At 62.7% G+C, this 18,400-nt stretch carries 18 protein-coding genes; all 18 read right to left on the bottom strand.

Going from position 1 to position 18,400, the window contains the following annotated elements; all coding sequences use genetic code 11:
• Positions 1–5: 5 nt before the first annotated feature.
• The 18 genes from lpxA to ACFOW7_RS19540 all read right to left on the bottom strand — a co-directional run bounded on the left by lpxA (position 6) and on the right by ACFOW7_RS19540 (position 18,375).
• Positions 6–782 (bottom strand): acyl-ACP--UDP-N-acetylglucosamine O-acyltransferase, encoded by a 777-nt coding sequence (lpxA, locus tag ACFOW7_RS19625; protein WP_378167619.1) that lies wholly within the window; start codon positions 780–782, stop codon positions 6–8.
• Between the two features lie 8 nt (positions 783–790).
• The gene (fabZ, locus tag ACFOW7_RS19620) at positions 791–1,243 is read right to left on the bottom strand and encodes a 3-hydroxyacyl-ACP dehydratase FabZ (protein ID WP_449252240.1); all 453 of its coding nucleotides are present in this window, start codon (positions 1,241–1,243) and stop codon (positions 791–793) included.
• A complete protein-coding gene (lpxD, locus tag ACFOW7_RS19615) occupies positions 1,240–2,304 on the bottom strand; it encodes a UDP-3-O-(3-hydroxymyristoyl)glucosamine N-acyltransferase (protein WP_378167617.1) in 1,065 nt (354 codons plus the stop codon). The genes fabZ and lpxD overlap by 4 nt, the downstream gene beginning before the upstream one ends.
• Before the next feature lie 14 nt (positions 2,305–2,318).
• Positions 2,319–2,810, bottom strand: a complete 492-nt coding sequence (locus tag ACFOW7_RS19610; protein WP_378167614.1) for an OmpH family outer membrane protein — start codon at positions 2,808–2,810, stop codon at positions 2,319–2,321.
• A gap of 21 nt (positions 2,811–2,831) precedes the next feature.
• Positions 2,832–5,174: an outer membrane protein assembly factor BamA gene (gene bamA, locus ACFOW7_RS19605; protein ID WP_378167612.1), complete on the bottom strand. Its 2,343-nt coding sequence runs from the start codon at positions 5,172–5,174 to the stop codon at positions 2,832–2,834.
• Between the two features lie 102 nt (positions 5,175–5,276).
• Positions 5,277–6,629 (bottom strand): RIP metalloprotease RseP, encoded by a 1,353-nt coding sequence (rseP, locus tag ACFOW7_RS19600; protein WP_378167610.1) that lies wholly within the window; start codon positions 6,627–6,629, stop codon positions 5,277–5,279.
• Positions 6,630–6,632: 3 nt separating this feature from the next.
• Complete coding sequence (ispC, locus tag ACFOW7_RS19595; RefSeq protein WP_378167607.1) at positions 6,633–7,817, bottom strand: 1-deoxy-D-xylulose-5-phosphate reductoisomerase; 1,185 nt, start codon at positions 7,815–7,817, stop codon at positions 6,633–6,635.
• Between the two features lie 20 nt (positions 7,818–7,837).
• Complete coding sequence (locus ACFOW7_RS19590; RefSeq protein WP_378167605.1) at positions 7,838–8,653, bottom strand: phosphatidate cytidylyltransferase; 816 nt, start codon at positions 8,651–8,653, stop codon at positions 7,838–7,840.
• Entirely contained in the window at positions 8,647–9,408 is a 762-nt protein-coding gene (gene uppS, locus ACFOW7_RS19585; protein WP_378168070.1) for a polyprenyl diphosphate synthase, read from the bottom strand. The genes ACFOW7_RS19590 and uppS overlap by 7 nt, the downstream gene beginning before the upstream one ends.
• Positions 9,409–9,428: 20 nt before the next feature.
• Positions 9,429–9,986 (bottom strand): ribosome recycling factor, encoded by a 558-nt coding sequence (frr, locus tag ACFOW7_RS19580; protein WP_378167603.1) that lies wholly within the window; start codon positions 9,984–9,986, stop codon positions 9,429–9,431.
• Positions 9,987–10,105: 119 nt separating this feature from the next.
• A complete protein-coding gene (gene pyrH / locus ACFOW7_RS19575) occupies positions 10,106–10,819 on the bottom strand; it encodes a UMP kinase (RefSeq protein ID WP_378167601.1) in 714 nt (237 codons plus the stop codon).
• 180 nt (positions 10,820–10,999) lie between these two features.
• Positions 11,000–11,857 carry a translation elongation factor Ts gene (gene tsf / locus ACFOW7_RS19570; RefSeq protein WP_378167598.1) on the bottom strand — a complete coding sequence of 286 codons (858 nt, stop codon included), beginning with the start codon at positions 11,855–11,857 and terminating at the stop codon, positions 11,000–11,002.
• A gap of 97 nt (positions 11,858–11,954) precedes the next feature.
• Entirely contained in the window at positions 11,955–12,680 is a 726-nt protein-coding gene (rpsB, locus tag ACFOW7_RS19565) for a 30S ribosomal protein S2 (protein ID WP_378167596.1), read from the bottom strand.
• Positions 12,681–12,948: 268 nt separating this feature from the next.
• The gene (locus tag ACFOW7_RS19560; RefSeq protein WP_378167594.1) at positions 12,949–13,479 is read right to left on the bottom strand and encodes a GNAT family N-acetyltransferase; all 531 of its coding nucleotides are present in this window, start codon (positions 13,477–13,479) and stop codon (positions 12,949–12,951) included.
• 168 nt (positions 13,480–13,647) lie between these two features.
• Positions 13,648–14,193 carry a GNAT family N-acetyltransferase gene (locus ACFOW7_RS19555; RefSeq protein WP_378167592.1) on the bottom strand — a complete coding sequence of 182 codons (546 nt, stop codon included), beginning with the start codon at positions 14,191–14,193 and terminating at the stop codon, positions 13,648–13,650.
• Positions 14,194–14,695: 502 nt separating this feature from the next.
• Positions 14,696–16,387, bottom strand: a complete 1,692-nt coding sequence (locus ACFOW7_RS19550; protein ID WP_378167590.1) for a sensor histidine kinase — start codon at positions 16,385–16,387, stop codon at positions 14,696–14,698.
• Between the two features lie 69 nt (positions 16,388–16,456).
• Positions 16,457–17,338 (bottom strand): DMT family transporter, encoded by an 882-nt coding sequence (locus tag ACFOW7_RS19545; RefSeq protein ID WP_378167588.1) that lies wholly within the window; start codon positions 17,336–17,338, stop codon positions 16,457–16,459.
• A complete protein-coding gene (locus tag ACFOW7_RS19540) occupies positions 17,335–18,375 on the bottom strand; it encodes an MBL fold metallo-hydrolase (protein WP_378167586.1) in 1,041 nt (346 codons plus the stop codon). Before ACFOW7_RS19540 ends, ACFOW7_RS19545 begins: the two co-directional genes overlap by 4 nt.
• Positions 18,376–18,400: the final 25 nt, after the last annotated feature.

The raw sequence follows: 18,400 nt of genomic DNA, 5'->3' as shown, positions 1-18,400 counted from the left end.
ACGGTCTAGCGGATCAGGCCACGACTGGCCTGGGGGAAGAAGTCGACAAAAGGCTGCAACTCGGGCCGCTCGGCCGCACGGGCAGTGATCTGCGCCCGCGCCTCCTCATAGCTCAGACCTTGCCGGTACAGCAGCTTGTAGGCGCGCTTGATCTCGCTGATCTGGCCGGCATCGAAGCCGCGCCGGCGCAGACCCTCGCTATTGATACCGGCAGGTGCGGCCCGGTTGCCGGCGGCAGTGATATAGGGCGGCACATCCTGGGTCACGGCGGCGGTAAAGGCGGTCATTGCATGCGGGCCGATACGGCAGAACTGATGCACCGTGGTAAAGCCGCCCAGGAATACCCAGTCGCCGACATGGACATGGCCGGCCAGCGTGGTGTTGTTGGCCAGGATGGTATGGTCGCCCACCATGCAGTCATGGGCGATATGGACATAGGCCATGATCCAGTTGTCGTCGCCCAGGCAAGTCAGGCCACCGTCCTGGGTGGTGCCGGTCGAGATCGTGACGAACTGGAACACGGTATTACCGTCGCCGATCACCAGTTCGGTCGGCTCGTCGCGGTATTTCTTGTCCTGCGGGGCACAGCCGATATGGCTGGAGCCGTGGAAACGGTTGTTGCGGCCGATCCGGGTGACGCCGTCGATGATGCAATGCGGGCCGACCACGCTGCCCGCGCCGATACGGACCCGGGCGCCGATCACGCAAAACGGTCCGATCTCGACGTTTTCATCGAGCTCGGCGCCCGGATGGACCACTGCGGAAGGATGGATAATTGCCACAGTGCACCTCAGAGCGGCGTCTGCGCGCACATCAGGTCAGCCTCGGCCACCAGCTGACCGTTGACCTCGGCGATTGCCTTGTACTTCCAGATATTGCGCAGCTTGCGCTCGATATTGACCTTCAGGACCAACTGGTCGCCCGGCACGACCTGCGCCTTGAAGCGGGCATTATCAATCCCGACGAACAGATAGAGAATGCCGTCCTTGGGCTTGTCGCCCGTGGTCTTGAAACTGAGCACCCCGGCTGCCTGGGCCATCGCTTCGACGATCAGCACCCCGGGCATCACCGGATACTTGGGGAAATGGCCGACAAAGAACGGCTCGTTGAACGAGACATTCTTCAGCGCCACCACCCGCTCGCCCGGCACCAGTTCGGTAATGCGGTCGATCAGCAGAAACGGGAAGCGGTGCGGCAGGTGTTCGAGTATGCCCTGGATATCCATGGCATTGAGTTCGTTCATGGTGTGCTGTCTCCCTCATCAGCAACGGGGGCCTCGCCCGTCGCCATTTTTCGTTCCAGTTGCCTGACCCGGCCGGCCAAGGTATCGAGGTGGCGCAGATGCGAGGCATTGGCCAGCCAGTCGCGGTGCGGCTGCATCGGATACCAGCCGGTATAGGTACCGGCCTGCTTGATCGATTTGCCGACCAGCGTCCCTGCCATCACATTGACCCGATCGACGATCTCGATATGGCCGATGATCATGGCGCTGCCGCCAAAGGTGCAGTAGTCGCCGATCTTGGTCGAGCCGGCCACGCCGACGCAGCCGGCCATGGCAGTATGGCGACCGACCACCACGTTGTGGCCGATCTGAATCTGGTTATCGAGCTTGGCGCCCTGGCGGATCACCGTATCGTCGAGCGCACCGCGGTCGATGGTGGTCGAGGCACCGATTTCCACATCATCTTCGATCACCACCCGGCCGATCTGCGGGATCTTCTCCCAGGCCGCACCATTCCAGGCCAGACCAAAGCCGTCGGCGCCGATCACCGCCCCGGCGTGGATGATGACCCGGGCGCCGATCCGGCAGTCAGGGTAGATCACTGCATTGGGATGGATCACGCTGTCTGCGCCGATCTCCACCTCGGCACCGATGCGGCAACCGGGCTGCAACATCACTCTGGGGCCGATCCGCGCCCCCTCCCCCACACTGACCAGCGGGCCGATATAGGCATCCGCCGCCACCTCGGCCGAAGCCGCCACCACCGCACTCGGGTCGATACCGGGCGCCGGCCGCACTACCGGATTCAACAGCGCCGAGACACGGGCAAAGTACAGATAGGGGTCGCTGGTGACGATGGCCGGACCCGACCAGTCCGCCACCGCCGCAGCGGACAGGATAACGGCGCCGGCGCGGCAATCGGACAGTTGGCGCCGGTATTTGGGATTGGCCAGAAAGGCAATCTGCTCAGGACCGGCACGCTCGAGCGTACCGACCTGGCCGACCGCCACGTCGGCGCCGCGCAGCTCGCCGCCCAGACGGGCGACCAGCTCGGACAGGCGGAATATGGGTCGGGAAGGCAAGACGGCTCCGTGTTTTATTTGTCGGCCAGGGCCTTGAGCACTTTTTCGGTGATGTCGAGCTTGGGGTTGATATACACCACTTCCTGCAAGATCGCGTCGTACTTCTCGGTCTGGGCGATCTGCTGGATGGTGTTGTAGACCCGCTCCTGAATGCCGGCCAGCTCCTCATTGCGGCGGGCATTGAGGTCTTCACGGAATTCACGCTGCAAACGCGACAGATCCTGCTGCACCTTGACCAGCTCGCGCTCCTTGTTGCGCCGCTCGGTTTCAGGCATGGTCAGGCCACCCTTGTCGAGTTCGGCCTGGCGGGCACGCATCTGCTCAGCGAGCTTTTTGAGCTCGGTGTCGCGGATCGAGAATTCCTTTTCGAGCTTCTTCAGCGCTTTGACCGCCGGGCCCGATTCACGCAGGATGCGGTCGACATTGACATAGCCGACCTTGAGTTCGTTGGCACTCACCGGCAGCAGCGCCAGCAGCGAAAAGACGAGGACAAGCAGACGTTTCACGGTAGTACCTCGACGCGGTAATTAGAAAGTTCGGCCCAGCTGGAACTGGAAGCGCCGCAGCTCGTCGCCCTTGATCGTGGTTTCCTTGCCATCGACGATCGCGATCGAGTCCTTCTTGGCATTGAGCGGCCGGGCCAGGCTGAACTTCATCGGGCCCAGCGGACCGATCCACTGGAAGGCAATCCCGGCGGAATAGCGCATGGCCTTGAAGTCGAACTTCTCGTCCTCGCCCCAGACCGTACCGCCATCGACGAACAGGCTAAGCCGGGTGCTGTTGTCGTTCTTGAGCCCAGGCACCGGTAGCAGCAGTTCGAAATTATTGATCAGCGTCCGGTTGCCGCCGACGGCAACGTAGTCATTGAAGCTGTTTCTTTCCTTGGGACCAAGCGAGGCGGTTTCGTAGCCACGCACCGAACCGACGCCGCCGGCATTGAAGCGCTGGGTGAACGGCAGCGCTTCGCCGCCATAGCCCCGGGCATAGCCGCCTTCGATATTCCACAGGAAGGTGAAGTCCTTGCTCAGCGGGAAGAACCATTGCTGCTGGGCAGTCAGCTTGTAGTACTTGTAGTCGCTGCCGGGCACCGCCACGCTGGCGCCGAGCCGGCGCATCACGCCACGTGTCGGCGACAGGGCGCTGTCGCGGGTATCGCGCGCCCAACCTACGCTGGCACGGAAGGTTTTAGGGTTATTGCCGACCCGTTCGAGTTCCTTACGCAGGGTGGCGCTGGTGCGTTCGCTGATGCTGTAGCTGCTGCGGTCGGCTGCCAGCGAGAACGAAATGCCATCGTATTCGCTGATTGGCACACTCCAGTTCAGCTCGCCGCCGATCACGCTGGCCACGTATTCGGATACCACATCGTTGGTGGCATTGGGCTCGTAGCGGGTCTTGTAGATGCTGAAACCGCGTGCCACCCCGTCGGGCGTGGCATAGGGGTTGGAGAAGCTCAGGGAGTAGACCTGCCGGCTCTTGCCGGTATTGAGGTCAACCTTGAGGTATTTGCCGGTACCGAAGATATTCGACTGCTCGAAGCCGCCGATGATGGTAAAGCCGTCGTCACGAGAATAACCGGCGCCGATATTGATATTGCCGGTCTGTTTTTCGGTCACGGTGACATTGACATCGACCTGGTCGGTGCTGTCGGCCACCAACGGGGTATCGATGGTGACTTCGGAGAAGAAGCCCAGCAGATCGAGCCGCTCCTTCGAGCGACGCAGCTTCCAGCCCGAATACGGTGCACCTTCGAGCTGACGCATCTCACGGCGGATCACCTCGTCGCGGGTGCGCAGATTGCCGTTGATATTGATCCGGCGCACATAGGTCTTGCGGCCCGGGTCAACATAGAAGGTAAAGGCCGCGGTGTTCTTTTCCTTGTTGATCTCGGGCACGGCGTTGACGTTGGCAAACGCATAGCCCTCGTCGGACAGCCGATCATTGATCGCCTTGGTGGCCTGATTGATCTTGCTGCGGGCAAAGACGTCGCCAGGTTTGATATCGACCAGCTTGCGCAGCTCGGCCTCGGCCACGATCAGTTCGCCGGCGAACTTGATATCGGTGATGGTGTATTTCTGGCCTTCGCTCAGATTGACGGTGAGGAAGATATCCTTCTTGTCTTCCGACAGCGCCACCTGCTGCGAATCGATATTGAATTCGAGATAGCCGCGATCGAGGTAGAACGAGCGCAGCGCTTCGATATCGGCCTGTAGCTTGGGTTTGGAGTACTGGTCGTTCTTGGTGAACCAGGTCAGCCAGCCGGGCGTGGTGAGCTGGAAGTAGTCCAGCAGTTCCTTGTCGCCAAAGCTCTGGTTGCCGACCAGATTGATCTGGCGAATCTGCGCCACCAGACCCTCGGAGATATCGAAGCTGATGGCTACCCGGTTGCGTTCGAGCCGGGTAACGGTGGTCTTGAACTGGACCGAATACTTGCCACGGCTGTAGTACTGCTTTTTCAGTTCCTGCTCGGCGGCTTCAAGGATCGAGCGGTCGAAGGTGCGCGATTCGGCCAGACCGTTTTCGCGCAGCGCCTTCATCAACTGGTCGGTTTCGAATTCCTTGGCACCCTCGATACGAATCTCGGCGATCACCGGCCGCTCGTCGAGCGAGACGATCAGCACACCCTTGTCGGCTTCGATCCGCACATCGTTGTAAAAGCCCGTGGCAAACAGGGCCTTGATGGCATCGCGGACCTTGGCGTCATCGACCCGCTCGCCCACTTTGACCGGCAGATAGTTGTAGACCGTACCGGCTTCGGTACGCTGAATCCCCTCGACGCGGATTTCCTTGATGACAAAAGGTTCAAAGGCGTGGGCCGGAACAATCAGGCCGAAAGCGGCCAGCAGCGCGAGCGTGATGTGGTTCGGTCTCATAAACGAATCGGGCGGTAGGGACGCAGCCCGTGCCGCCGCCTGGAAAGTTGTTTTCTTTGAAACGACCCGGACGCCGGTACGGCCTGGGCAAGACGCGAGCACTCAGCCGCCGGTCAGGCGTATCAGGTCGTTCACCACGGCAAACAGCATTAGCGCCGCGAGGACTCCGACGCCCAAATAGGAACCGAGTTCCTTGACCCGGTCCGGCAGCGGCCTACCCGACAAAAGTTCGGCCGAATCATACAACAAATGCCCGCCATCCAGCACCGGAATGGGCAGCAGGTTCATAATGCCCAGGCTGATACTGATCAGGCACAGGTAGTTGATATATTCGACCCAGCCGCGTTCAGCCGTCTTGCCGGCCGCTTCGGCCATCGACACCGGGCCGGACAGCTGCTTGACCGAAATCTGGCCGGTCAGCATCCGCCCCATCAATTTGAGCGATAGTGCGCTGGTATCCCAGGTCTGGCGCAACGACTCGCGCAGTGAACCGAGCACGCCGAAATCCACCGCCTGGGTACGGGCACGCATCGCTTCGCGGTCGATCACCGGCTCGAAGCCGATATAGCCGACTTCGCGCCCATCCTCGCGTCGGGCAGTCTTGCGCGGCACGAGCACGATATTGGCCAACTCCTTGCCGCGTCGTACCACGATTTCCGTCTGTAGTCCCGGTCGTGCCTGCAAGGCGGCGGCGACCGAGCCCCAATCGGGGGTCGGACGGCCGGCGATCGACTGGAATACATCGCCCACCCGCAGGCCGGCTCGTATCGCCACCTCATCAGCCACCAGACCACCGACCTCGGGTCGATAGATCACCTGGCTCAGACCGATCCGGGCGCTTAACTGGGCATCGACCTGTTCGGCGGTCAACTTGCTCAGATCGAGCTGGCGCAGGGCCGTGCCACCACGCGCCTGGCTGACTTCGATCCGGCAGACCAGGCGCTGCGAGGCACATTCGAGCAGGCCCAGGTGGATGTCCTTCCAGCCACGGATGTCTTCCCCGTCGATCCGCAGGATGGTGTCGCCGGCCACCAAGCCAGCCTGGGCCGCCAGACTGGCCGGCATCACCGTGCCGATCTGCGGCAGGGCGATCCGGCCGCCGGGCAGGAACAGCGCCCAATAGACCAGGATGGCAAACAGGAAATTGGCAGCCGGCCCCGCGGCATAGAAAGCCATGCGCCACAGCACAGGCTGACGCTCGAGGCTACGACTGAGATCGGCCGCCGATTCGGGCTGCTCGTCGCGCCCCAGCACCCGTACATAGCCGCCCAGAGGAATCGCCGACAGACGCCACTCGGTTTCGCCGCGCTGCCAGCGCAGCAAGGGCCGGCCGAACCCCAGGCTGAACACCAGCACTTTGACATTGCGGTGTTTGGCCACCCAGTAGTGGCCGTACTCGTGGATGGTCACGAGCACGCTGATGGCCAGCAGATAAGCGGCGATGGTGAACAACATGGATCAGTCCAGCCGGGCGCGGGCCAAGCGGCGCGCCTCGGCATCAGCGGCGGCCAGGCCGTCGAGTTGCAGGGCGTCGTAGCCCGACCAGTCGCGTGCCAGCACCGCCTCGTTGAGCTCGGCAATCGCGGTAAAGCCCAGCCGGCCGGTCAGGAATGCCTCAACCGCCACTTCATTGGCCGCATTGAGCACCGCCGGCGCCACCCCGCCGCGCTCGAGCGCGGCGAAGGCCAGTCCAAGACAGGGAAAGCGCACCAGATCGGGGGCTTCGAAATCGAGCCGGGCCACGGCAAACAGATCGAGCGGCGCGACGCCAGCATCGATGCGTTCGGGCCAGGCCAGACCATAGGCAATCGGCGTGCGCATATCGGGGTTGCCCAACTGCGCCAGTACCGAGCCGTCGACATACTCGACCATCGAGTGGATCACGCTCTGCGGGTGCACCACCACCGAGATCCGTTCACGCTCGAGATCGAACAGCCAGCGCGCCTCGATCACTTCGAGCCCCTTGTTCATCAGGGTGGCCGAATCGACCGAGATCTTGCGCCCCATGCTCCAGTTGGGATGGCGCACCGCCTGCTCGGGCGTCACCGAATGGAGTTGCGCGGTTTCCCAGGTCCGGAACGGGCCGCCCGAGGCGGTCAACAGGATACGGCGCACTCCACGGCGGGCTTCACCCGTAAACGGCTGCGGCAGGCATTGGTAGATGGCGTTGTGCTCGCTGTCGATCGGCAGCAAGGTGGCGCCGCCTTCGCGGGCGGCATCCATAAATAGCTGGCCGGCCATTACCAGGGTTTCTTTGTTGGCCAGCAGCACCTGTTTGCCGGCACGGGCCGCGGCAAGCGTGGGCCGCATTCCTGCCGCACCGACGATGGACGCCATCACGGCATCGACCTCCGGCAGGCTGGCCACCATTTCCAGCGCCTCAGGACCGGCCAGCGCCTTGATACGCTCCAGTCCGGCACTGGCCAGCCGGTCGCGCAGCAGCGGCAGGCGCTCAGGGTCGGCCAATACGGCGTAAGCGGGCAGGAAACGCTGGCATTGCTCAACCAAACGGTCGATCTGACCATTGCCGGTCAGGGCCGTGATCCGGTAGCGCTCGGGATGGCGCGCCACCACATCGAGCGTGCTGATACCGACGCTGCCGGTCGAGCCAAGGACAGTAAGGCGGCGGGGGGAAGCAGTCATACGGGCTCCAGGGCGGCCGGTCAGACGATAAAGAAAGCGAACAGCAGGAAAGCGGTGGTGACGGGCACCAGGGCAATCAGGCTGTCGAGACGGTCGAGCACGCCGCCGTGGCCAGGCAAGAGATTGCTGCTGTCCTTGAGGCCGGCCTGGCGCTTGAGCAGCGACTCGAACAGATCGCCCATGACGCTGACGGCGGTCAGCACCCAGACCAGCGGCAGCAATAACCACGGGGTCAGCGCCGAGAACAGCGGCGCCTTGGCATAGTGCAGGGCCAGGGCATAGACCGATACGGCCAGCAAGGCCCCATAGACCCCTTCCCAGCTTTTACCCGGGCTGATAGTCGGCGCGAGCTTGCGGCGACCGAAACGGCGACCGGCGAAATAGGCCGCGATATCGGCGACCCAGGCGATGCCCAGGACCAGCAGCAGGCCCAAGGCACCGCTCTTGAGCTGACGCAGCCAGACCGAGCCCAGCAGTGCCGCCAGCAGCAGCAGCCAGCCGACCAGGGCGGCGGTCCATTTGCGCCGCAGGGTCCATTTACCCCACAGCCAGGCCGGCACCAGCGCCAGCCAGAACAGCAGGGACAAGCCAGCCAGGGGCAGTTGCCACATCTGCGCCTGTGGCAGCCATAGACCGGCGGCGCCCAGGCCCACAAAGGTGGCCACAAAAACTGTGGTTTCGTTTTTATTGAATTGTGCCAAACGCGCCCATTCCCAGGCGCCAAATGACAAAGCAAGTAAAACAAATGCGCCCCAACCCCATATCGGTGCCACAAACAGGCACAGCAAGACCAGCGGAAGCAGGGCCAGCGCGGTCAATATCCGCGTCTTCAGCATGAGGGAGACTCCCCGCGCAGTTGTTCACTGGTACGGCCAAAGCGCCGCTCACGGTTTTGATAGGAATGGATCGCTTCGAGCAGCGCATCGCGGCCGAAATCGGGCCACAGCAGCTCGGTGAAATACAGCTCGCTATAAGCCAGCTGCCATAACAGGAAATTCGAGATGCGCTGCTCACCGCCGGTGCGGATAAACAGATCGGGCTCAGGCGCGTAAGCCATGGCCAGATGAGGCGCCAGTTCCTCCTCGCCGAAACCCTGCTGCGCCAGCTCAGGCCGCTCGCGCAGCAGCGACTGGGTGGCGTTGAGCATATCCCAGCGGCCGCCGTAGTCGGCGGCGATGGTCAGGGTCAGCTTGGTATTGGCGGCGGTGCGCGCTTCGGCGCTTTCGATCATCCGCACGATGGCGGGAGAGAAACGGTCGCGCCGGCCGATCAAGCGCAGGCGGATGCCGTTCTGGTGCAGCTTGTCCACTTCGCGCTCGAGTGCGGCGAGAAACAGGTTCATCAGAAACGACACCTCCTCCTCGGGCCGGCGCCAGTTTTCGCTGGAGAAGGCAAACAGGGTCAGGTATTCGACCCCGAAGCCGGTGCACGCCTTGACCACCTCGCGCACCGTCTCCACGCCCTGCTTATGCCCCGCCATGCGGGGCAGGAAGCGCTTCTTGGCCCAGCGGCCGTTGCCGTCCATGATGATGGCGATATGGCGGGGCACCGCCACCGCCTCGGGGATGTCGCGGGTGGAACTCTTGAACAGGGCCACGGCTCGGGGTCCGATCAGACGGTCAGAAGCTCGGTTTCCTTGGCGGCGAGCAGCTTGTCGACTTCGGCGATGTACTTGTCGGTCAGCTTCTGCACCTCGTCCTGACCACGACGCTCGTCGTCTTCGGAGATCGACTTGTCCTTGAGCAGGTTTTTCAGTTCGGTATTGGCATCGCGGCGGATATTGCGGACTGCCACGCGCGAATCCTCGGCTTCGCCGCGCACCACCTTGATCAGGTCACGCCGGCGCTCTTCGGTCAGGGCGGGCATCGGCACCCGCACCATATCGCCCATCGAGGCAGGGTTGAGGCCGAGGTCAGAATCGCGGATCGCCTTTTCGATGGCGCCGGCCATCTTCTTTTCATAGGGCGACACACCGAGGGTACGGGCATCGATCAGGGTGACATTGGCAACCTGGGCGATCGGGGTGGGGTTGCCGTAGTACTCCACCATCACATGGTCAAGCAGGCCGGTATGGGCACGGCCGGTGCGGACCTTGCCCAGCGTGGCCTTGAGGCTCTCCACCGATTTCTGCATTTTCTGTTCAGCGTTCTTTTTCACGTCGGCGATCATGGGTTCTCGCTCCTGTGCTGGGGTCGTCGCACCGCCGGCGGCGGGGCCTGCCGGCGGACGACCGGTTCAATGGAAACACGGACGAAGACGACTTCGTCCGGGCAGGGAATTTAGCGGGTTCAGCAGTGTACCAGCGTGCCTTCGTCTTCGCCGAGTACCACGCGCTTCAACGCACCAGCCTTGAAGATGCTGAACACGCGGATGTCCATCTTCTGGTCGCGGCACAGCGCCAGGGCGGTTGCATCCATCACCTTCAGGTTCTTCTGGATGGCCTCGTCGAACGTCAGCGACGGGTAGCGCACTGCATCGGGGTTCTTCTTCGGATCGTCGGTATAGACGCCGTCCACCTTGGTGGCCTTGAGCACGATGTCGGCATTCATCTCCATCCCGCGCAGCGCTGCTGCGGTATCGGTGGTGAAGAAGGGGTTGCCGGTGCCGGCGCCGAAGATCACGATCTTGCCTTCTTCAAGGTACTGGATCGCCTTGGGACGGATATACGGCTCGGCCACCTGCTGGATGGTCAGGGCCGACTGCACCCGGCTCACCAGGCCTGCCTGGCGCATCGCATCCTGGACTGCCATCGCATTCATCACGGTAGCGAGCATGCCCATATAGTCGGCAGTGGCACGGTCCATGCCGGCAGCGGCCGGCGCGACGCCACGGAAGATATTACCGCCGCCGATCACCACGGCGATCTGTACGCCCAGGCCGGCGACTTCCTTGATCTCGCCGACGATGCGCTCGACGGTGGCGCGGTTGATGCCATAACTATCCTCTCCCATCAGCGCTTCGCCCGAAAGTTTGAGGAGGATGCGGGTATAGATGGGGGTCATGGATCACCTTTACTTTGATACGGAAAAAGCCTCGTTGGAATAGAGCCGCCCGGCTGAGGGGCGACGATACGCCGGGCGCCGAAGCGCTTGTGCGCGCAAGAGGCCGATGCGCGCGCCGGGCGTAAAACAACCGCCCGGCTTTGCGGCCGAGCGGTTGCGGTAGTACATGCGTCGTGCTGCTTAGATCTTGGCGGCAGCGGCGACTTCAGCGGCGTAATCCACCACTTTCTTCTCGATGCCTTCGCCCACCACGAACATGGTGAACGCATTGACCTTGGCCTTCTTCTCGGCCAGCAGCTTTTCGATGGTCTGGTCCGGGTTCTTCACGAACGGCTGGCCCAGCAGGGTGACTTCGGCCAGGTACTTGCTGATCCGGCCTTCGACCATCTTGGCGACGATATCGGCGGGCTTGCCCGATTCAGCGGCTTGCGCGCTGAAGATCTTGCGTTCGTTTTCGATCAGCTCGGCCGGGACATCGTCCTTCGACACGCACACCGGCTTGGAAGCAGCGATATGCATAGCGATGTCCTTGCCCAGTTGCTCGTCGCCGCCTTCGAGGTCCACCACCACACCGATCTTGGAACCGTGCAGGTAGTGAGCCAGTTGGCCGGCGGTCTGGAACAGCTGGAAGCGACGGGCGCTGATGTTCTCGCCGAGCTTGGCGATGATGGCCTTACGCTCTTCTTCGACCAGGGCGTTCAGCGCTTCGACGTCGGCGGGTTTCTGGCTGGCGGCCTTTTCAGCGACCAGTTTGGCGAAGGCGACGAAACCTGCGTCCTTGCCGACGAAGTCGGTCTCGCAGTTGACTTCGACCAGGGCGCCCGACTTGCCGTCAGCGGCGATATAGACGGCGACGGTGCCTTCAGCGGCGGTACGGCCGGCCATCTTTTCCAGCTTCTTGCCGGCCTTGATGCGCAGCAGCTCTTCAGCAGCCTTCAGATCGCCGTTCGCTTCGACCAGCGCCTTTTTGCAATCCATCATGCCGAGGCCGGTGGCTTCACGCAGCTCGGCTACCATCTTCGCGGTGATTTCCGCCATGTCGATACTCCTTGAATGTTTGGGCTAGGGCATGAAAAAGGGGCTGTCCGCCCCTTTTTCGCTCGTCCAGGTAACAGCGCGATGACAGCGCTTTTCCTTAGGCGGCTTGCTGCTCGGCGCTGGCCGCGGCAACGATCTCCTGGAGGGCCTGGGCACGGCCTTCGAGGACGGCATCAGCGATGCCACGGGCGTACAGACGGATGGCGCGGGCCGAGTCGTCGTTGCCAGGGATCACATAGTCGATGCCTTCGGGCGAGTTGTTGGTATCCACCACGCCGATCACCGGAATGCCGAGCTTCTTGGCTTCGATGATGGCACCCTTTTGATAACCGACGTCCACCACGAACATCGCGGAGGGCAGACCGCCCATTTCCTTGATGCCGCCGAGGCTGCGTTCGAGCTTCTCGACTTCGCGGTTCAACATCAGCAGCTCTTTCTTGGAGTAGCCGTTGTTGGGGTCAGCCAGGGTAACTTGCAGTTCGTTGAGGCGCTTGATCGATTGCTTGACCGTTTTGTAGTTGGTCAGCATGCCACCGAGCCAACGGTGATCGACGAACGGCATACCGGCGCGGATGGCTTCTTCGCGCACGATGTCACGAGCCTGGCGCTTGGTGCCCACGAACAGAACCGTGCCTTTGTTGGCGGTCAGGCGACGCACATAGGCCAGAGCGGCCTCGAACATCGGCAGGGTCTTTTCCAGGTTGACGATATGAATCTTGTTGCGATGACCGAAGATGAACGGGGCCATCTTCGGGTTCCAGTAACGGGTTTGGTGGCCGAAGTGAACGCCGGCTTCCAGCATTTCGCGCATGCTGACAGACATTTGATTGCTCCAAAGCGAGGGTTAGCACCGCCACCCGCGATCGACTCGAACAGGCCTTGCCTGCCGGACCCTTGCTGCGCGGGTGTGTGAATTACCCGACCAAGGCTCGGTCGGGTTAGCCAAAGATTATAGCGGCATCAGCGCGTGGCACTCAAGTCCGGCGGTGCCGATACCTTTGATCGCCACCAAATGGAAAACAGAAAGACACACTGTTTGGAAGAAAAGCCACAGCCTGCGGCCAAGCAGCAAACTCCCTGCCCTTTGCCGTTCAGCAATCGCTCTTGGGCAGTGGCAGCAGCTTGGCCATCATCACTTCGTCCACGGCCTGACCGTTCCAGTAGAGCGCCGCACGACGTATCCCCTCTTCCTCAAAGCCGACCGCCCGGTAGAGCGCACGGGCCGCTTCATTGTGGCGCATCACCGAGAGTTCGAGCCGCCACAGCCCCGCGCTGATCGCCCAGGTCTCGGCCGCATCGAACAGGGCCCGGCCGATGCCCTGGCGACGCTGCGCTGCATCGACGGCCACCACCACATGGCCGCAGCCGCGATTCTTGTGGGCGGCACCCCCTGCCACCGACAGAAAGCCCACCAGCCGCTCGCCAAGCCAGGCCAGCAGAAAACGGTGATTGGGCTGGGTGGCGAATTGGGTCAGCCGGGTGGCGATTTCGGGGTCGTTGCGATGGGAATACTCCTCGGCCGTGGGCAACATGAAATCGTTGTCAGCGACCAGCCGGGAGAAGAAGGCGCGGAAAGCCGCAGCATCAGCTGGCTTGGCGACACGGATCAGGAGTTCGGACATGGTAAGGGGGGCTGAGCGAAAACATCGAACTTAACACTAGGTTGCGACCAACTCAAAGACCAGAACACAAAAATCCCGGCCCTTGAGTTTTGTTACGGAACAAGCTCCTGCAAAGTTTTTTCGGAAATCGAAAAACCGATAGAAAACTGGAATTTCCGTACTGCCGATTCAGTCGCGCCGCAGCGGCTTGTAATAGATCGCATTGGCTCTGAGCGTGCCGTCGGGATCAGCCGCATAGTCCGGAATGCCACCCACGAAGGTATAGCCATTGGCCCGATAAAACGGCTCGGCCACCGAACCTGCACTGGTATCGAGCACCAGCAGCGAAATCGACTGGGCCAGGGCGTGATGCTCAAGCGTGCTCATCAGCATCCGGCCGATGCCGCGGCCACGACAATCGGGCTGCACCATCAGCTTCTGCACCTCGGCCCGATGGCGGCCATTGCTGCGCCGGCATGGCTCCAGCTGCACCGCACCCTGTAACTTCGCGCCTTCCCAGGCGACCCATAGCCAACGTTCGCCTTCGACCAGGCCATGCAATACTCCGCGCCAATAGGCAGCGGCCTCGACTTCGGCCAGCGGGGCCAGAAATCCTACGCTGGCGCCCTGGGCAACCGTCTGGCGCAGCAGATCGACCAGTCCGGGCAAGAGATGATTGAAGCGATCAGGCACGACACACTCGACCAGACGGTCGAGCGACACGGTGGTGGTCATGGTTCGGCTCCTCGGGGTCGATCGCGGGCGACAGGAAACTTACAAGCCGCCGGCGCCGGGCTCGTTCCCCTAAACGAGGCCCGGCGCACAGGACGACGGCGACCGCATTAGCAACCCCCATGCCAGGCTCTTAAACCATTGATGGGAAAGACAGATGGGGAATGGACACCAACCCAGGGCAGCCAAGGCCGCACAAGAATGGGTCGCGCCGCCCCAATCCGGTGCAGGCGGACGCCACAGTGTCGATGTAGCAAATGAGCGGGCAATCCGCCACGCTGAATCCGAAGCGCCAATCACGCTCACCTGGTGTCCTGAGCCTCCGGTACCTGGGAAAACAGCCGTGGATGCTCAAGCGCTTTCAAGCCTGCACCATTGGTTGTCAGGAAGCGCCATGGACGGGTCAGGAGAAGCAACAGCCATGAAATGGCATATATTTATCCATTTCACACAAATAACACCAAATACCTAGCAGATAACTTTCATATTTATTTATTTTTTAACGCTAACCCCGCTCGCTCTCGATCAGGCTCATCATTTCCGCCGGACCCGGCAACCAGAAATAGAAGGTGGCGCCGGCGCCAGGCTGGCTTTCGGCGTCGATGCCGCCGTGATGGCGGTGCACCACCCGCTGGGCAATTGCCAGCCCGGTGCCGCTGCCGGTCAACGAGCCCTCGCCGTGGAAGGTCTGAAACGGGGCGAACAGATTGCGTGCTCCTTCGACATCGAAGCCCACCCCGTTGTCGCGCACGAAAATCTCGCGCCGGCCGTTGTTGAAGCGCTCGCTCAGCTCGATCCGGGGCAATTCGACCTTGGCGGTGAAATGCCAGGCATTACGCAGCAGGCAGTCGAGCAGCAGGCGCATCAGGCCGGCGTCGGCATGGAGCACCAGCTGCGGCGCCAGCGAAACCACCATATTGGGGCGCGGCGACTGCATCTGTAAGTCGGCCAGGATGTCCTGCGCCAGTTTGGACAGATCGACCTTGCCGACATTGAGCGCACGCAGCGAAATCTTGGACAGGCTGACCAGATCGTCGAGCAGCCGGCCCATCCGGTCGGCAGCACCGAGCAGCCGTTCCAGATAGTGCCGCCCGGCCTCGTCGAGGCCTGCGGCATAGTCGTCGCTCAGAATCGTGCCAAAGCCCTGGATCGCCCGCAGCGGCGCGCTCAAGTCATGCGAGACCGAGTAGGTGAAGGCTTCGAGCTCGCGCATCGCCCGTTTGACTTCGCCGGTGCGCACGGTGACGCGAGCTTCGAGTTCCTGGTTGAGCCGGCTGACCTCGTCCTCATGTTGCAGCCGCTGCAATTCCGCCCCGGCGCGGCCGGCGAAGATCAGCATCAGCTTGCTGGTCAGTTCGGAGTCGTGCATGGGCTTATCGTCGATCACCACCACCATGCCGATCACCGTGCCGTCGCTGCGCCGCAGCCGCACGCCGAGATAGCTTTCGGCCTTGAGTTCGACCAGGGCCTGGTCTTCGGGAAACAGTTTCTGGACGTCGCGCGCAAACAGGCAGACTTGATCGAACAGCACCTCGCCGCACGGGGTGCCGGCCAGGGCATAGTCGTCGACATGGCATAGTTCGCCGTCGTGGCTGGCAGCCACTACCCGGGCGTGGGTCGGGGCTTCGCTGGGGTAGACCTCGGTGACGAAGGCGTAACGCACGCGCAGGGTCTTGGTCAGCGTGGCGACCAGCGACTGGAAGAAGCTGGTGCCCACTTCGGTCGAGGTGCCGCTCTGGATTGCCTCGACCAGGCTGTGGAAGCGGTAGCGGTCGGTGACATCGAGATTGACGCCGGCCATGCGGATCGGCCGGCCGTTGGCGTCGCGCTCCACCCAGGCCGTGCCTTTGACATAGCGCCAATCGCCGTCGGGCTGGCGGATGCGGAATACCGTGTCGTAAGGCCGCTCGCCGCGCAGGGCGGCGCGCACATCGGCCTCGACCCGGGCCATGTCTTCAGGATGGACATAGCCTAACCAGGTGCTGACATTGTGATCAAAGCTGGCGCGGTCGACACCGTAGACCTCGAACATGGCGTCGTTCCACAGGATGCGGCTGGTGCTCGGTTCGTAGACGAACACCCCAATGCCGGCCGAATAGGCGGCTTGCCATAAGGCGTGAACCAGCTCGCGTGGGTCGTCAAGATCTTCGGCTGACTCCATCGGGGGCCGGTCGGCAGGAACGGGAACGGATGACATCGGCGCTCGGCTGGTGAGAAGAAACATCGATAAACCAGTCTAGCACGCACAAACAGCACGAACGTCCCATCATCGTCGTGGCAGATTGGTCAGCGCCACCCCGGCCACCACCAGCAAACCGCCCAGCGCGCCTGACCAGTACAGGCTTTCCCCCAGCCACAGCACACCCATCAGCACGGCAAACACCGGCACCAGATTGGAAAATACAATGGTCCGCGCCGGCCCGAGCACCCGGATGCCCTCGCCGTACCACACAAAGCCCGCCGCCGTCGCCAGTGCACCGAAATAGCCCAGACCGCCCCACTGCGCCAGTCCCACCGGCCAGACCAGCTCAGTGCGCCAGGCGGCAGTCAGGCCCAGCAATACGGCTCCCGTCAGCGCCGCCCAGGCGATCGCCGCAAGCCCGCTCAAATAAGCCATCGCCCCACGGCTGAGCAGGGTATAGCTCACCCAGGACAGGCAGCAGCCGAATATCAATATCTCGCCGCGCCCTACTCCACCGGCCGCTATCTGGCCCCAGTCGCCATGCGACACCACGGTCAGCACCCCAATCAGCGACAGCGCCAGCCCGGCCCAGCGCACGGCGCCGATCGGATGACGCAACAGCAGCGCAGAGGCCAGTGCCGTTAACGCAGGATTCAGCGCTACCAGCAAGGCGGCGCGGCTGGCGGGGATCTCGGCCAGTCCGGCAAAGAACAGCAGGTTGTAGGCATAGACCCCGCTCAGCGCGAGCCCGAGCAGCCAGGGCCAGGCGCGTGGCGGCGGCAGGGTCAGTCCGCCGGGCGTGCGTGCCAGCAGGATGAACAGGCACAGCGCAGCAATGGCGAACCGCCAGAAGGCCAGCGACAAGGTGGGCAACTGCTGCGCCAGCACCCGGCCGACCACGAAGGTGCCGGCCCAGATCGCCATGGTCAGCACCAACAGGCCATAAAGACGGGCAGACGATTTCACCGACCGCTCCCGTTCTGGCCATAGCGCAGCACACCATCGCTGCCGGCTTCGCGTTGCAGGGCGCCGCAGTGCCACAGATGGTTGAGATGGGCGATACATTCGGCCAGGGCAAAGTAGGTCTGGTAGGGGTCGAACTCGCGGCCGAACAGCAGGGGAATCAGCTCAAAAGCATGGCGCGGCTCGCAGCAGGCATCCCACAGCAGCGCCAGCCGCTCGTCGTGGTGACGCTGCAAGGCCTCGACTCGGGCGGCGATGCCACGGAACGGCCGGCCATGCGAGGGCAGCACCAGCGTGTCCTCGGGCAGCGCGGCCATCCGCTCGAGCGAATCGAGAAAACGGGCCAGTGGGTCGCCATCGCTATCGCTGGCCCACACGCCGACATTGGTGCTGATCTTGGGCAGCAGCATATCACCGGCAATCAGCACACGCCGCTCGGCGCAATAGAACGCCATATGCTCGGGCGAATGGCCGAAACCGGCCAGTGCCTGCCAGCTATGGCCGTCGATCGACAGGCAGTCGCCATCGACGATACGGCTGAAGTGCGCAGGCAGCGCCGGCACATTCTGACGGTACAGATTGCCGCGCTGGAGATAGTGGTTGCGGCTGGTCTGATCGAGTCCATGGCGGGCGACATGCCGGTCATAGGCGACGGCATCGAAACCCGGCAGCTCATGCCAGACCGCCAGCGCCGAGAGGTATTCGCCAAGGCTACAGTGGCAGGACACCTCGAAGCGCCGGCATAACCAGTCGGCCTGGCCGATATGATCGGGGTGGCTATGGGTCAGCACCAGCCGGCGCAAACGGCGCCTGGCCAGGCTGCCCTCGCAGAGCGTCTGCCAGCGTGCCCGGCTTGGCTCGTCACCGTAGCCCGTGTCGACCAGACTCCAGTCCGGGCCGTCGTCGAGCAGCCATAGATTGATATGGTCAAGTGCCAGCGGCAGCGGTAGGCGCAACCAGTGGATACCTGGCGCCACCGCCAATAATTCGCCATCGCGTGGCAGACGGTCGGCGAAGGGATAGGACAGGCGATGCGGCATTTGATGGCGCAGCCAGGAAGAAATC

It is taken from the genome of Chitinimonas lacunae (assembly GCF_042650885.1).
GTDB classification, from domain to species: Bacteria; Pseudomonadota; Gammaproteobacteria; order Burkholderiales; family Chitinimonadaceae; genus Chitinimonas_A; species Chitinimonas_A lacunae.
Note: the sequence above shows the minus strand (reverse complement) of the source record. Positions and strands in the feature narration are given on the sequence as shown.

Bases quoted from the DNA above. Each gene is read 5' to 3' on its own strand.
- rpsB (WP_378167596.1), bottom strand. From the start codon at position 12,680: ATGTCTGTCAGCATGCGCGAAATGCTGGAAGCCGGCGTTCACTTCGGC.
- ACFOW7_RS19590 (WP_378167605.1), bottom strand. From the start codon at position 8,653: ATGCTGAAGACGCGGATATTGACCGCGCTGGCCCTGCTTCCGCTGGTC.
- tsf (WP_378167598.1), bottom strand. From the start codon at position 11,857: ATGGCGGAAATCACCGCGAAGATGGTAGCCGAGCTGCGTGAAGCCACC.
- ACFOW7_RS19540 (WP_378167586.1), bottom strand. From the start codon at position 18,375: ATGCCGCATCGCCTGTCCTATCCCTTCGCCGACCGTCTGCCACGCGAT.
- frr (WP_378167603.1), bottom strand. From the start codon at position 9,986: ATGATCGCCGACGTGAAAAAGAACGCTGAACAGAAAATGCAGAAATCG.
- fabZ (WP_449252240.1), bottom strand. From the start codon at position 1,243: ATGAACGAACTCAATGCCATGGATATCCAGGGCATACTCGAACACCTG.
- bamA (WP_378167612.1), bottom strand. From the start codon at position 5,174: ATGAGACCGAACCACATCACGCTCGCGCTGCTGGCCGCTTTCGGCCTG.
- pyrH (WP_378167601.1), bottom strand. From the start codon at position 10,819: ATGACCCCCATCTATACCCGCATCCTCCTCAAACTTTCGGGCGAAGCG.
- ACFOW7_RS19555 (WP_378167592.1), bottom strand. From the start codon at position 14,193: ATGACCACCACCGTGTCGCTCGACCGTCTGGTCGAGTGTGTCGTGCCT.
- ACFOW7_RS19560 (WP_378167594.1), bottom strand. From the start codon at position 13,479: ATGTCCGAACTCCTGATCCGTGTCGCCAAGCCAGCTGATGCTGCGGCT.
- ACFOW7_RS19550 (WP_378167590.1), bottom strand. From the start codon at position 16,387: ATGTCATCCGTTCCCGTTCCTGCCGACCGGCCCCCGATGGAGTCAGCC.
- rseP (WP_378167610.1), bottom strand. From the start codon at position 6,629: ATGTTGTTCACCATCGCCGCTTATCTGCTGGCCATCAGCGTGCTCGTG.
- ispC (WP_378167607.1), bottom strand. From the start codon at position 7,817: ATGACTGCTTCCCCCCGCCGCCTTACTGTCCTTGGCTCGACCGGCAGC.